Genomic DNA, 15760 nt, shown 5'->3' with positions numbered 1-15760 from the left:
CCCGCCCCGGAGCCTGCCGTGCCTCTGCGTGACTTCGTCATAGACATCGAACCCCTGCGCGCCAGTGGGGACTTCCGCGCCATCTTCATCGCCCGCGTGGTGTCCTTGTTCGGCCTCGGCATGGCGACGGTGGCCCTGTCCGCCCAGGTGTACGGACTGACACGGTCCACCTTCAACGTCGCCGTCGTCAGCATGATCATGAGCGTCACCGTGCTGCTCGGCTCGCTCTGGGGCGGCGTCATGGCCGACCGGACCGACCGCCGGCGGCTGATCGTGTGCGCCCGCGGCGCCGCCGCCCTCGCCTTCGCCGGCCTCGCCGTGAACGCGATGCTGCCGGACCCGACCCTGTGGGGCATCTACGTGTGCGTCGCCTGGGACGGCCTCGCCACGGGCGTCAGCGTAACGGCCCTGATGGCCGTCGCCCCGACGCTCGTGCGCCCCGACCAACTTCCCGCCGCGGGTGCCCTCATCTCGCTGACCGGTGAGATCGGCTCCGTCAGCGCGCCGTTCCTGGGCGGCCTGCTCCTCGCACTGTGGGGGCCCGGCCCGGTCTTCGCCTTCACGGCCGTCACCACGGCCGTCACCACCCTCCTGATCTCCCGGATCCGGCCCCTGCCCCCGGTCAAGGACGACGAGGACGACGAGGAGTACGGCGCTGACAGCGGATCGCTGCTGGTGGCCTTCAGGTACGCCGTGCGCAACCGCGTCGTCGGCGGCCTGCTCGCCCTCGGCGGCGTGATGGCCCTCTTCAACCTCCCGGTGGTGCTCTTCCCCGAGATGGTCGACCGTCAGTTCCACGGCGGCGAGGTCATGCTCGGGCTCCTCTACACCGCCCCCGCCGTCGGCGCGGTCGCCGTCTCCGCCACGAGCGGCTGGCTGACCCGGGCCGCCCGGCCCGGCCGACTGCTGATCATCGCGGCCTTCACGGGCGGCCTGTCCGCCGTGGGCTTCGGACTCAGCGGCAACATCTGGGTCGCCTTCGCGCTGCTCGCCCTGGGCGGCGCCGCCGGCACGGTGTACGAGATCCTCGAGTACGCGCTCGTCCAGCACAGCACCCCCGACCGGCTGCGCGGCCGCATCGTCAGCGTCATCACCACGCAGGGCACCACCGGAGGCGTCGTCGGCGACGTCGAGGTCGCCGCCCTCGCCCGTTGGTTCAGCCCCGGCGGGGCGGCCGTCGTCAACGGCGCGATCTGCGCCGTGGCCGCCGTCGCCGTGGCGATCGCCGTACCCGGCCTGCGCAGGGCCACCCTTCCCCGCGAGGAGCAGGAGGAGGAGGGCGGTCACGACGGCGGGCCCGGAACCGGCACCGACACCGGAACCGCCGGTCTGAAGCCCGCAGCCCCCGCCGCCCCCGCCGTCTAACGGGGCTCCCCCGCCTGCCCGCAGGCCCCCGCATCCCGTCGACCTCCCCCGCCGGTCCCGCCACCGGACGGGGACCCGCAGCGAATCTGGAGCACGATGTCCATGACCGAGCGTCCCTCCCAGCGCCTCCCCCTCACCGGGGCCCAGACCGGTGTCTGGTACGGCCAACGGCTCGATCCCGACTCCCCGGTCTACAACGTCGGCCAGTACGTCGAGATCGACGGCCCGCTGGACGCCGGTCTGTTCGTGAGCGCGCTGCGGCAGACGGTCGCCGAGAGCGAGGCGCTCACGGCGCGCTTCGCGGAGGACCCCGACGGCGAGCCGTACCAGGTCGCCTGGAGCGGCCCGGCCGCCGGACCGCTGGTCGCCGTGCTCGACCACACCGGCCAGGACGACCCGTACGGCACCGCACTGTCCCTCATGCGCGCCGACATGGCCCGCCCGGTGGACCCTGTCCGGGACTCCCTGTACGTGTTCACGCTGCACAAGGTCGGCCCGGACCGCACCCTCTGGTACCAGCGGGCCCATCACATCGTGCTGGACGCCTTCGGCTTCTCCCTGCTCTCGCGCCGCACCGCCGAGATCTACACGGCCCTCGTCGCGGACGAGGAGCCGACGCCCGACCCGTTCGGCGGGCTCGAGGTGATCCTGGCCGAGGAGCGCGCCTACCGCGCCTCGCCGCGGTTCGCCGAGGACCGCGCCTACTGGCTGGAGCGGCTCGCGGACCACCCCGAGCCGGAGCCGCTGAGCGGTGCCCGCTTCCCCGCGGCGCACGCCTTCCTGCGCGACGGCGCCGCGCTGACCCAAGAGGAGACGGCGGGCCTGCTCGCCATCGCCCGTGCGGCCAGGGCCAGTTGGGCCGATGTGATGACCGCCGCGTTCGCCGCCTACCTGCACCGGGCCACCGGCAGCCGGGACGTGCTGCTGTCCGTGCCCGCCATGGCGCGGCTCGGCTCGGCGGCCCTCAAGGTGCCGTCCATGGTCGTCAACGTGCTGCCGCTGCGCGTGGCCGTCCGCCCGCAGACCCCCTTGGCGGAGCTGGTCGCCGCGGTCGCCGCCGACGTCCGCGACCTGCGCCGCCACCAGCGCTACCGCGCCGAGGACATCCGCCGCGACCTCGGACTGTCCGGTCGCGAGCAGGGCCTGCTGGGGCCCATGGTCAACATCAAGGCCTTCGACAACTCCCTCGACTTCGCCGGATCGGCCGGCTCGGTGCACAACGTCGCCGCCGGCCCGGTGGACGACCTGACGCTCGGTGTCTACCACGACGCCGCCGAGGGCAGGATCCGCTTCGAGCTCGACGCCAACCCGCAGGCGTACGACGCCCGGGCGCTGGCCGCGCGCCGCGCCGAGTTCGCGCACTTCCTGCACGAGGCCGCGGCGGCCGGGCCGCAGGCGCCCGTCGGGCGCCCGGACCTGATCGCACCGGCCGCCCGTGACGCGCTGCTGCTCGACTGGAACGACACCGACCACCCGGTACCGGCCGGCACCGTCGTCGACGCCTTCGAGCACGCCGCCCGGCTGCACCCCGAGGTGCCCGCCGTGATCGCGGGCGCCGACACCCTGGACTACGCCGCCCTGGACGAGCGCGCCAACCGGCTCGCCCGGCTGCTCATCGGCCGCGGCGCCGGCCCGGAGAGCATCATCGGCCTGGCGCTGCCCCGTACCGCCGACCTCGTGGTGGCCCTGCTCGCCGTGTTGAAGTCGGGCGCCGCCTATCTGCCGCTCGACCTCGACTACCCGGCCGACCGGCTGGAGTTCATGGTCGAGGACGCCCGCCCGCTGTGCGTCCTGACCACCTTGGACCACGCGGCCGCGGCCCCGGTCGTGGACGGGGTCGAGACCGTCGTCCTCGACGCCCCCGACGCCCTCACCGAGCTCGCCGACGCCGCCGCCGACGCCCCCGCGGACGCCGACCGGACCGCGTCGCTGACCGGCGACCACCCCGCGTACGTGATCTACACCTCCGGCTCCACGGGCCGCCCCAAGGGGGTCGTCGTCCCGCACGCGGCCCTGGCCAACTTCCTGCGCATGCAGGCCCACGAGCTCGAACTGGCCGCCGGACAGCGGCTCGTCGCGGTCACCACCATCTCCTTCGACATCGCCGCCCTGGAGATCCACACCCCGCTGATCAGCGGCGCCACGGTGGTCCTGGCCGACCGCGACACCGTACGGGACCCGGCCGCGCTGGCCACGCTCGTCGATGCCCACCGCCCCACCGTCATGCAGGCCACGCCGTCGCTGTGGCACGCCCTCCTGGAGGACGGCCGTCCGGCCTCGCTCGGCGGCACCCGGGTGCTCGTCGGCGGGGAGGCGCTGCCCGCCGCGCTCGCCGAACGCCTCGCGGGCACCGCGCGCTCGGTCACCAACGTGTACGGCCCGACCGAGGTCACCGTCTGGGCGACCTCCCGCCGGCTCGACCCCGCCCACACCGGGGTCCCGGACATCGGGGTGCCCTTCTGGAACACCCGCGCCCATGTCCTCGACGGGGCCCTGCGCCCGGTCGGCGTCGACCGTCCCGGGGAGCTGTACCTCGCCGGGGACCAGCTGGCCCGCGGCTACCTCGGCCGGCACGCGCTGACGGCGGAACGTTTCGTCGCCGACCCGTACGGCCCGGCCGGCAGCCGGATGTACCGCACCGGCGACCTCGTGCGCCGCCACGCGGACGGCCGGATCGCCTTCCTCGGCCGCGTCGACGACCAGGTCAAGCTGCGCGGCTTCCGCATCGAACTCGGCGAGATCGAGAGCGCGCTGACCGCCGGTGAGGGCGTGGACCGGGCAGTCGCGCTGGTCCGCGAGGACCTTCCCGGCTTCCCGCACCTCGTCGGCTACGTCACCCCGGCCGCCCAGGGCCCCGCCCCCGACGCGGCGGGCCTGCGCCGGGCGCTGGCCGAGCGGCTGCCCGAGTACATGGTCCCGTCCGCCGTGGTCGTCCTCGACGCCTTCCCGCTGACCGCCAACGGGAAGATCGACCGCCGCTCCCTGCCCGCCCCCGATCTCGCGGCGCTGGCGGGCAGCGGGGCGCGGGCGCCGCGCGGCGCCCGCGAGGAGATCCTCTGCGGGGTCTTCGCCGACGTGCTCGGCCTGGAAACCGTGGGCCCCGACGACGACTTCTTCACCCTCGGCGGCCATTCGCTGCTCGCCGCGCGGGTGATCGCCCGGGTGCGGACGGCCCTGGGCACCGAGTGCGGGATCCGGGACGTGTTCGAGGCGCGCACGGTGGCCGCGCTCGCCGTGCGGCTGGCCGGACGCACGGCCGCCGCCCGTCCGGCGCCCGTCGCGGGTCCGCGCCCCGACCCGCTGCCGCTCTCGTACGCCCAGCAGCGCCTGTGGTTCGTGCACCAGGTGGAGGGGCCGAGCGCCACCTACAACATCCCGTTCGTGGTGCGGTTCGACACGGCGCTCGACGCGGACGCCCTGGACGCTGCCCTGCGCGACGTGGCGGGCCGCCACGAGACCCTGCGCACCGTGTTCGGGGAGCGGGCCGGGGAGCCGTACCAGCGGGTGCTGGACCTGGCGGAGGCCGGAGTGCGGCTGCACGTCCACGACGTGGCCGCCGACGCGTTCGAGGCTGCGGTCGCGGCGGCGCTGGGGCACCTCTTCGACCTGTCCGGGGAGGCCCCGCTGCGGGTGACGCTGGTGCGCGACGGGGCGCGCGGGGAGCACGCGCTGGTGGTGCTGCTGCACCACATCGCGAGCGACGAGTGGTCGATGGGGCCGTTCCTGCACGACCTGGAGCGGACGTACGCGGCCCGGTGCGCCGGCGAGGACCCGCAGCTCGGGGTTCCGACCGTGCAGTACGCCGACTTCGCGCTGTGGCAGCGGGAGCTGCTGGGCGAGGCGCGGACCGACGGTTCGCTCGCCGCGACGCAGGCGGCGTACTGGCGCGGGGCCCTGGCGGAGCTGCCTCCGGAGGCCGGGCTGCCGGCCGACCGGCCGCGCCCGGCGGTGGCCGACCCCGCCGGTGCCATGGTCTTCAAGGCGGTGCCGCGCGAACTGGCGACCGCGGTGCGCTCGCTGGCCCGCGAAACCGGCACCAGCGTGTTCATGGTGGTGCACGCGGCCGTGGCCGCGGTGCTGCATCGGCTCGGTGCCGGCGAGGACATCGTGCTCGGCAGCCCGGTCGCCGGGCGGAGCGACAGCGCGCTCGACGAGCTCGTCGGCTTCTTCGTCAACACGGTGGTGCTGCGCACGGACCTGTCCGGCGACCCGTCCTTCAGGGATCTGCTGGAGCGGGTGCGCACGGCCGACCTGGCCGCGCTCGACCACGCCGACCTGCCCTTCGACACGGTCGTGGAGGAGGTCAACCCGCAGCGCTCGCTCTCCCGCCATCCGCTGTTCCAGACGATGGTCTCGCACAGCACGGTGACCCAGGACGTGGCGAACCTGTTCGGGCAGCCGGCCCGGGTGGACCGGGTGGACCCCGGGGTCACCAAGTTCGACCTCGACATCACCTTCTCGGACGCGGCCCACAGCGAGGACCTCGAACTGGAAGTGTTCTACGCGACCGCGCTGTTCGACCGCGCGACCGTGGAGACCTTCGTCCGGCGGCTGCTGCGCGCGCTCGCCGCGGCGGTGGCGGCCCCGGCGGACCCGGTGTCCTGGTGGGAGCTGCGGGACGAGGCCGAGCGGGCCCGGCTGGCCCGCTGGAACGACACGGACCGGCCGGTGGAGCCGGGTGCGGTCACCGAGGTGTTCGCGGCCCGGGCGGCCGCGGCTCCGGAAGCGGTGGCCGTGGTCGCCGGGGAGCAGCGCCTCACCTTCGCGGAACTGGAGGACCGCGCGGGCCGGTTGGCGGCCGTGCTGGCCGAACACGGTGTCGGACCGGACGCGGTGGTGGCCCTGGCCGTTCCGCGCTCCGCCGACTCCGTGGTGGCCACGCTCGCCGTACTGAAGGCGGGCGGCGCCTACCTGCCGCTGGACCTGGACCACCCCGCCGAGCGGATCGCGTTCATGCTCGGCGACGCCTCGCCCGTGTGCGCGGTGACCACCCGGGCGGTCGCCGATCGGCTGCCCGGCACGGACCTGGTGGTCCTGGACGACCCGGCGACGGTGGAGGCGCTGGCCGCCGCCGTGCCCGGGGCGGACGTCGCCGTGGACCCCGAGCACGCCGCGTACGTCATCTACACCTCCGGTTCCACCGGCCGACCCAAGGGGGTCGTGCTGCGGCACGCCGGTCTGACCCGGCTCTTCCGCGACCACGAGCGGGAGCTGTACCTGCCGGTCGCCCAGCGGCTGGGGCGCCGGGTGCGGGCGCTGCACACCGCCTCCTTCTCCTTCGACTCCTCGTGGGAGCAGCTGCTGTGGCTGGTGGCCGGTCACGAGCTGCACGTCCTGGACGAGTACGGGCGCCGGGACGCCGACGCGGTCGTGGCGTACGTGCGCGCGCAGCGGATCGACACGCTCGACGTCACCCCCTCGTACGGCCGGCAGCTGGTGGACGCCGGGTTGCTGGCGGGCGAGTGGTGCCCGCCGCTGTTCCTGTTGGGCGGCGAGGCCGTGCCGCCCGCGCTGTGGGAGGAGCTGCGCACCGTCCCCGGGGTGGAGGTCGTCAACTACTACGGGCCCACCGAGTTCACCGTGGACGCCCTGGTGGCGCGGGTGGACGACTGCGTCACGCCGGTGGTCGGTCGGCCGCTCGACAACAGCCGGGCGCACGTGCTGGACGGGCGGCTGCGGCCGGTGCCGGTGGGCGTGCCGGGTGAGCTGTACCTGGCGGGCGAGCAGAGCGCCCGCGGTTACCTGGGCCGGCCCGCGCTCACGGCGGAACGTTTCGTCGCAGATCCGTTCGATGCCTCCGGGTTCCGGATGTACCGCACCGGTGACCTCGTACGGTGGCGGGCCGACGGCCTGCTGGAGTTCCTCGGCCGGGTCGACGACCAGGTCAAGATCCGCGGCTTCCGGGTGGAGCCGGCCGAGGTGGAGGCCGAGCTGGCCGCCCTGGACGGGGTGACCTCCGCCGCCGTGGTGGTCCGCGAGGACACCCCGGGTCTGCCGCGACTGGTCGGCTACGTCACGGGCCCGGCCGATCCGGTCCGGCTGCGGGCGGAACTGGCCGAGCGGCTGCCCGAACACCTGGTCCCGGCCGCCGTGATGGTGCTGCCGGTGCTGCCGACGAACGTGAACGGCAAGCTCGACAAGGCGGCGCTACCGGTTCCGGTCGTGGCGGCCGATGCCTCCGGGCGGGCCCCGCGCGGGGCCGCCGAAGAGCGGATCGCCGAGGTCTTCGCCCAGGTGCTGGACGTCTCCCGGGTCGGCGCCGACGAGGACTTCTTCCGGCTCGGCGGGCATTCCCTGCTGGCCACCCGCGTGGTGGCCCGGATCCGGACGGCGCTGGGCATCGAGTGCTCGGTGCGGGACGTGTTCGAGCTGCGCACGGTCGCGGCGCTCGCCGAGCGACTGGCCGACCGCCGTGCGGCGGTCCGTCCGGTGCTCGCGGCGGGTCCGCGCCCGGTGCGGTTGCCGCTGTCGTACGCCCAGGCCCGGCTGTGGTTCCTGCACCGGATGGAGGGCCCGAACGCGACGTACAACATCCCGTTGGCCCTGCGGCTGCGCGGGGAGCTGGACCCGGCCGCGCTGGAGGCGGCCGTGCGGGAGGTGACGGCCCGGCACGAGGCGCTGCGCACCGTGTTCGCGGAGGACTCCGAGGGTCCGTACCAGCAGGTGCTGGAGCCTTCGGAGGCGGTCGTGCCCTTCGAGGTGGCCGACGTCGAACCGGCCGATCTGGGCCGGAGCATCGACGCGGCGGCCGGGCACGCCTTCGACCTGGCGACCGAGGCTCCGCTGCGGGTGACCGTGCTGCGCACCGCCGCCGACGAGCAGGTGCTGCTCCTGCTGCTGCACCACGTCGCCGGCGACGAGTGGTCGGCCGGCCCGTTGCTCGCCGACCTGGCCGCCGCCTACGCGGCCCGGTGCGCGGGCGGGATCCTTCAGACCGCACCGCCCGCGGTCCAGTACGCGGACTACGCGCTGTGGCAGCGCGATCTGCTGGGCGACCCCGCGGTCCCCGGTTCGGTGGCGCACCGCCAGGCGGAGTTCTGGCGCGAGGCCCTGGCGGGGCTGCCGCAGGAGCTGGAGCTGCCGGCCGACCGCCCGCGCCCGGCCCGCCCCACGCACGAGGGCCGGACCGTGAGCGCGGCCCTGCCGCCCGAACTCGTGGCGGAGCTGGAGGCCCTGGCCGGGGAGCGGGGCACCACGATGTACACGGTGGTGACCGCGGCCGTGGCGGCGCTGCTGCACCGGCTCGGCGCCGGCACGGACATCCCGCTGGGCAGTCCGGTGGCGGGGCGCGGCGAGGAGGCCCTGGACGAGCTGGTCGGGTTCTTCGTGAACACCCTGGTCATCCGGGCCGACCTGGCGGGCGGGCCGTCCTTCGCCGAACTGCTGCGCCGGACCGCCGCCTTCGGAGCGGCCGCCCTCGCCCACGCCGAGCTGCCCTTCGACGCGGTCGTCGAGGCGGTCAACCCGGAGCGCTCGCTGTCGCGCCATCCGCTGTTCCAGACGATGGTGGCCTACGAGGACGGCGGAGCCGAGCCGCTGCGCGCCCTCGGCTCCCTGGCGGCCGAGGAGTTCCCGGTCGCCGCGGGAGACGCCAAGTTCGACCTGGAGATCCTGTTCCGCCGCACTCCGGGCACGGCCGGCGCGCCCGCTGCGATGAACTGCGGGGTGCGGTACGCGACCGACCTGTTCGACGCGGAGACCGTACGCTCCCTGCTGGCCCGGCTGCTGCGGCTGCTCGGCGCGGCCGCGGCGGCCCCGGAGGTCCCGCTGGCCGAGCTGGAGCTGCTGGACCCCGCCGAGCGGGCCCGGGTGCTGGACGGGTGGAACGACACCGTCCGGCCGGTGGCGCCGCAGACCCTGGACTCCCTGGCCGCGGCCGGCTCCCGGCGCGATCCGCTGGCCCCGGCCCTGGTCTTCGAGGGGCGCGAGCTGTCGCGCGCCGACTTCGAGGAGCGGGTGAACCGGCTGGCGCGGCTGCTGATCGGCTCCGGGGTCGGCCCGGAGTCGGTGGTGGCAGTGGCCCTGCCGCGCTCCTTCGACCTGGTGGTCGCCCTGCACGCGGTGGTCCGGGCGGGCGGTGCCTACCTGCCGCTCGACCTCGGCCTGCCGACCGAGCGCCTCGCGTACATGGCGGAAACCGCCGCGCCGGTCTGCCTGCTGACTGACCTGCCCTCGCTGGGGGCGCTGCCGGAGCTGCCCGACACCGAGATCCTCGTCCTGGACGCTCCCGAGCGGGCGGCCGAGCTGGCCGCGCTGCCGGGCGGTCCGGTCGCGGACGCGGAGCGGCGCGCGCCGCTGCTACCCCGCCACCCCGCCTACGTGATCTTCACTTCCGGCTCCACGGGCATGCCCAAGGGCGTGCTGGTCGAGCACGAGGCGATCGTCAACCGGCTGCGCTGGATGCAGGACGCGTACGGTCTCGACTCCACCGACCGGGTGCTCCAGAAGACCCCGGCGAGCTTCGACGTGTCGGTGTGGGAGTTCTTCTGGCCGCTCGCCGAGGGCGTCCCGCTGGTCATCGCCCGCCCCGAGGGCCACAAGGACCCGCGCTACCTCGCCGAGCTGATCCGCGAACAGCGCGTGTCCGTGCTCCACTTCGTCCCATCCATGCTCGCCGCCTTCTTGGGTGAGGCCGCCGTCGCGGACTGCCCGTCCCTGCGTCTGGTCGTGTGCAGCGGCGAGGCGCTGCCGAGCGAGCTCGTCACCCGCTTCCACGCTTCCGCTCCCGGCGGCGCGACCCGCCTGGCCAACCTGTACGGCCCCACCGAGGCGGCCGTCGACGTCACCGCCGCGGACTGCCCGACGCCCGGAGCGGGGGCGGGTACCGCTTCCGCCTCCATCGGCAGCCCCGTGTGGAACACCCGCGTGTACGTGCTCGACGAGCGGCTGCGGCCGGTGCCCGTCGGGGTCCCCGGCGAGCTGTACCTGGCCGGCGTCCAGCTGGCTCGCGGCTACCTGGGCCGCCCCGCGCTCACCGGCGAACGCTTCGTCGCCGACCCGCACGGCGCCCCCGGCACCCGGATGTACCGCACCGGCGACGTGGTGCGCTGGAGCCGGAACGGGCGGCTGGATTACCTCGGCCGCACCGACGACCAGGTCAAGCTGCGCGGGTTCCGCATCGAACTCGGCGAGATCCAGGCCGTGCTGACCGGCGCGCCGGACGTGGCGCAGGCCGCCGTCGTGGTCCGCGAGGACCAGTCCGGCGTGCAGCGCCTCGTGGCCTATGCGGTCCCCGTACCCGGAGCCGTCGTCGACCCGGCCGCCCTGCGCGCCCTGGCCGCCGCCCGCCTGCCCGAGTACATGGTCCCGGCCGTGGTGGTGCCGCTGGCGGTGCTCCCGACGACGGCCAACGGCAAGTTGGACCGGCGGGCGCTGCCGGCGCCCGCCGCGCCGGTCGCGGGTGCCTCGCGGGCGCCGCGCAACGCCCGCGAGGAGATCCTCGCGGGGATCCTGGGCGACGTGCTGGGCCTGGACCCGGTCGGCGTGGAGGACGACTTCTTCGCCCTCGGCGGCCACTCGCTGCTCGCCGCCCGCGCCGTGAGTCGCTTCCGGGCCGCCCTGGACGTGGACTGCGCCGTCCGCGACCTCTTCGAGACGCGGACGGTCGCCGCGCTGTCCGCCCTCCTCGCGGAGCGCACCGGCGCGGGGCGCCCGCGCCTCGCGGCGGCCGCCACGCGGCCCGAGCGACTGCCGTTGTCCTTCGCGCAGCGCAGGCTGTGGCTGCTGGACAGCGTGCGCGGTCCGGACACCACCTACAACGTGCCGCTCGCGGTGCGGTTGCACGGTCCGGTGGACGCGGAGGCCCTGGAGGCGGCGGTGGGCGATCTGGTCGCCCGCCACGAGAGCCTGCGGACCGTGTTCCGTGAGCACGAGGGCGAGCCGTACCAGGTGGTCCTGCCGGCCGAGCGGTCCGGTGTGGCGCTGACCGTGCGCGACGTGCCGGCGGACCGGCTGGAGGAGGAGGCGGTCCGCGCCGGCGGGCACGTCTTCGACCTGGCCGCCGAGCCCCCGGTGCGGGTCACGCTGCTGCGGGCCGCGCCCGACGACCACCTGCTGGTGGTGCTGGTGCACCACATCATCACGGACGAGGGTTCGGCCGGCCCCCTGCTGGCCGACCTGGACCGGGCATACGCCGCCCGGTCGGCGGGCGCTGAGCCTGATTTCGCCCCGCTGCCGGTGCAGTACGCCGACTTCGCGCTGTGGCAGCGGGAGTTGCTCGGTGACGCCGGCGACCCGGAGTCGGTGGCGGGCCGGCAGGCCGCGTACTGGCAGCGGGCGCTGGCCGGCGCCCCCGCGGAGTTGGCACTGCCCGCCGACCGGCCGCGGCCGGCGGTCCCCTCGTACGGGGGCGGCGTGGTGACCTTCGAGGTCCCGGCGCGGACCGGGGCCGGGCTGGCGAGGATCGCCCGGGAGGGTGGGGCGACGCTGTTCATGGTGGCGCACGCGGCCGTCGCGGCGCTGCTGCACCGATTGGGTGCGGGTACGGACATCCCGCTCGGCAGTCCGGTGTCGGCGCGGGAGGGCGAGGAGGTCGACGGGCTCGTCGGCTTCTTCCTCAACACGCTGGTGCTGCGCGCCGATCTGTCCGGGGACCCGAGCTTCGCCGAGCTGGTGGCGAGGGTGCGGGACACCGGGCTGGCGGCCTTCGCCCACGCCGATCTGCCGCTGGAGGCGGTGGTCGAGGCGGTGGATCCGGAGCGCTCCCGTTCGCGCAACCCGCTGTTCCAGACGATGGTGACCTACCACTCCACCGACAGTGCCGTTCCGGAGCTGTTCGGGCTGCCGGCGCGGGAGTTCACGGTGGAGACCGGCGGCGCCAAGTTCGATCTGGAGATCGCCTTCGGGGCCTCCCAGGAGCACGGGGCGATCGCGGGCGGCATCCGCTTCGCGACCGACCTCTTCGACCGTGCGACCGTCGAACTGCTGGCCCGGCGGCTGCTGTTGCTGCTGGACGCGGTCGTGGCGGCGCCGGACCGGCCGGTCTCGGCGGTCGAGGTGCTCGACCCGGCGGAGCGGGAGCTCGCGCTGAACGGCTGGAACGACACCGACCGCGCCCCGTGCGGACCGCGGACGCTGGCCGCCCTGGTGGCGGCGGGCTCGAAGGAGGAGACCGGCCCCGCGCTGGTCTTCGAGGGGCGCGAGCTGTCGCGCGCCGACTTCGAGGAGCGGGTGAACCGGCTGGCGCGGCTGCTGATCGGCTCCGGGGTCGGCCCGGAGTCGGTGGTGGCAGTGGCCCTGCCGCGCTCCTTCGACCTGGTGGTCGCCCTGCACGCGGTGGTCCGGGCGGGCGGTGCCTACCTGCCGCTCGACCTCGGCCTGCCGACCGACCGCCTCGCGTACATGACCCGTACCGCCGAGCCCGTCCTGATACTTACCGACACACTGTCGGGAACCTTGCTCTCCCCCGAAGTGGGCAGGGAGCGGGTCCTGTTGGACTCCCCCCGCGTCCGGTCACGCCTGACCGAGCTGGACGGCTCGGACCTGGCCGAGGCCGAGCGGCGCGAGCCCCTGCTGCCCCGCCATCCCGCCTACGTGATCTTCACCTCCGGCTCCACCGGCATGCCCAAGGGCGTGCTGGTCGAGCACGAGGCGATCGTCAACCGGCTGCAGTGGATGCAGGGCGCCTACGCCCTGCGCCCGGGAGACCGGGTGCTGCAGAAGACCCCGGCGAGCTTCGACGTGTCGGTGTGGGAGTTCTTCTGGCCGCTCGCCGAGGGCGTCCCGCTGGTCATCGCCCGTCCGGACGGGCACAAGGACCCGCTGTACCTCGCCGAGCTGATCCGCGAACAGCGCGTATCGGTCCTGCACTTCGTCCCGTCCATGCTCGCCGCCTTCCTCGGGGAGAGCGCCGTGGCCGACTGCTCGTCCCTGCGCCTGGTCGTGTGCAGCGGCGAGGCCCTGCCCAGCGAGCTCGTCACCCGCTTCCACGCCTCGGCCGCCGGCGCCCCGGTGGCGCTGGAGAACCTCTACGGCCCCACGGAGGCGGCCGTCGACGTCACCTCCGGTGCCTGCACGGCGCTCACCGCCGCCGAAGGACGGGCCTCGGCCTCCATCGGCCTGCCGGTGTGGAACACCCGCGTGTACGTGCTCGACGAGCGGCTGCGGCCGGTACCCGTCGGGGTACCCGGCGAGCTGTACCTGGCCGGCGTCCAGCTGGCCCGCGGCTACCTCGGCCGCCCCGCGCTCACCGGCGAACGCTTCGTCGCCGACCCGCACGGCGCCCCCGGCACCCGGATGTACCGCACCGGCGACCTCGTACGCCGCCTCGCGGACGGCCGGCTCGACTACCTCGGCCGCACCGACGACCAGGTCAAGCTGCGCGGGTTCCGCATCGAACTCGGCGAGATCGAGGCGGTCCTGACCGGCGCGCCCGAGGTGGACCGGGCCGCGGTCGTCGTCCGCGAGGACCAGCCCGGCGTGCGCCGCCTGGTGGCCTATGCGGTCCCCGTACCCGGCGCCACCGTCGACCCGGCCGCCCTGCGCGCCCTGGCCGCCGCCCGGCTGCCCGAGTACATGGTCCCGGCCGTGTTCACGGTGCTGGAGCAGCTGCCGCTGTCGGCCAACGGCAAGCTGGACCGGCGGGCGCTGCCCGCGCCGGTGATCGCCGTACCGGCCGCACCGCTCCCGCAAGCCGCTCAGGTCCCCGCCGGGACCCCCGAGCAGATCCTGAGCGCCCTGATGGGTGAGGTGCTGGGCCTGCCCGGGGTCGGCCCCGACGCCAACTTCTTCGAGCTCGGCGGCGACAGCATCGTCTCCATCCGGCTGGTGGGGCTGGCCCGCAAGGCCGGGCTGACCGTCTCCGCGCGTCAGGTCTTCACGCACCCGACCCCGGCGGCGCTGGCCTCGGTCGCCACGGTGCCCGAGGGCGCGGCCGCGCCCGCCGCCCGCACGACCGATGCCGGTCCCGGCCCGCTGCCCCTGCCCCCGGTCGCCTCCTGGCTGGCCGAACGGGGCGGCCCGTTCGCCTCGTTCGCGCAGGCCCGGCTGGTCCGACTGCCCGCCGGGGCCCGGCGCCCGCACCTGGCCGCCGCGCTGCAGGCCGTACTGGACCACCACGACGGGCTGCGCCAACTGCTGACCGTGCCCCGCCCCGGGGTGTGGAGCGCGGAGATCCGGCCGGCGGGTGCGGTGGACGCCGCCGCCGTCCTGGAGGGCGTGGACGCGGCGGGCCTGTCGGAGGCCGCCCTGCGCGAGCTGGTCACCGCCGAGTCCGAGCGCGTCTGGCGGCTGCTGGATCCCGAATCGGGGGCGCTGGTGCGCGCCGTGCACCTCGACCGGGGTCCGGCCGAGCCGGGCCGGCTGCTGCTGGTCGCCCACCACCTCGCGGTGGACGAGGTGTCCTGGCAGATCCTGCTGCCCGACCTCCAGGCGGCCCACGAGGCCGCCGCCGCGGGCCGGACGCCCGTCCTGGAGCCGGTCGGCACCCCGCTGCGGGCCTGGACCACGCACCTGCTGGCCGAGGCGCAGAGCCCGCGCCGCACCGCCGAGCTGGACCGCTGGCTGGCAGCCGCCCCGGGTGGGCCGCTGCTCGCTGGACGTCCGCTGGACCCGGCCACCGACACGGCGGCCACCGCGCGCCGCCTGTCCGTACGGATCTCCGCGGAGCGCACGGCCCCGCTGCTCCAGGCCGTTCCGGCGGCCTTCCACGGCACGGTCGGGGACACCCTGCTGAGCGCGCTGGCGCTGGCGGTCGGTGACTGGGCGGCCCGCTCGGGCCGGCCCCGACCGGACGGGTTCACGGTGGACCTGGAGGGTCACGGCCGGGAGCAGGAACTGCTGCCGGGCGCCGACCTGACCCGCACGGTGGGCTGGCTGACCAGCATCCACCCGCTGCGGCTGCCGGTGGGCACCTACGACCCGGCGGCGGTCGCCGCCGGCCGCGCGGACGCCGGGGCGCTGCTCAAGGAGGTCAAGGAGCTGCTGCGGGCCGTGCCCGACGGCGGGCTCGGCGCCGGCCTGCTCCGGTACAACAACCAGGCCACGGCACGCCTGTTCGACCCGGCGGCCCGGGCCGAGATCCTGTGGAACTACCTGGGCCGGCAGACCGGCCGGGCCGATTCCGCCTGGGGCCCGGCCCCGGAGGCGGACGCCCTGTCCGCCCGCCCCGACCCGGCGATGCCGCTCTCCCACGTACTGGAGATCACCGCGGAGATCACCGACGGGGACGGCGGGCCGGAACTCACCGCCCACTTCACCTGGGCGGGCGGGGCGCTCTCCCAGGACACCGTGGGGCAGCTCGCGGACGGCTGGACGGCCGCCGTGGACGCCCTCGCCGCCTGGGCCGACGGCGGCACGTCCGCGGGGCACACCCCCTCGGACCTCGACCTGGTCGATCTCGACCAGGACCAGATCACCATGCTCGAAGAAATGTGGAGGGCCCAGCAGTGACGCAGGC

2 protein-coding genes are annotated in these 15760 nt (G+C 75.3%); both read left to right on the top strand.

Annotation, left to right across the window (positions count from 1 at the left end; translation table 11 throughout):
* Nucleotides 1-18: 18 nt before the first annotated feature.
* A complete protein-coding gene (entS, locus tag OG207_RS40680) occupies nucleotides 19-1365 on the top strand; it encodes an enterobactin transporter EntS (protein ID WP_329106274.1) in 1347 nt (448 codons plus the stop codon).
* Between the two features lie 102 nt (nucleotides 1366-1467).
* Nucleotides 1468-15753 carry a non-ribosomal peptide synthetase gene (locus tag OG207_RS40675; protein ID WP_329106271.1) on the top strand — a complete coding sequence of 4762 codons (14286 nt, stop codon included), beginning with the start codon at nucleotides 1468-1470 and terminating at the stop codon, nucleotides 15751-15753.
* Nucleotides 15754-15760 lie beyond the last annotated feature (7 nt).

Source organism: Streptomyces sp. NBC_01439, assembly GCF_036227605.1.
Lineage (GTDB): Bacteria > Actinomycetota > Actinomycetes > Streptomycetales > Streptomycetaceae > Streptomyces.
Note: the sequence above shows the minus strand (reverse complement) of the source record. Positions and strands in the feature narration are given on the sequence as shown.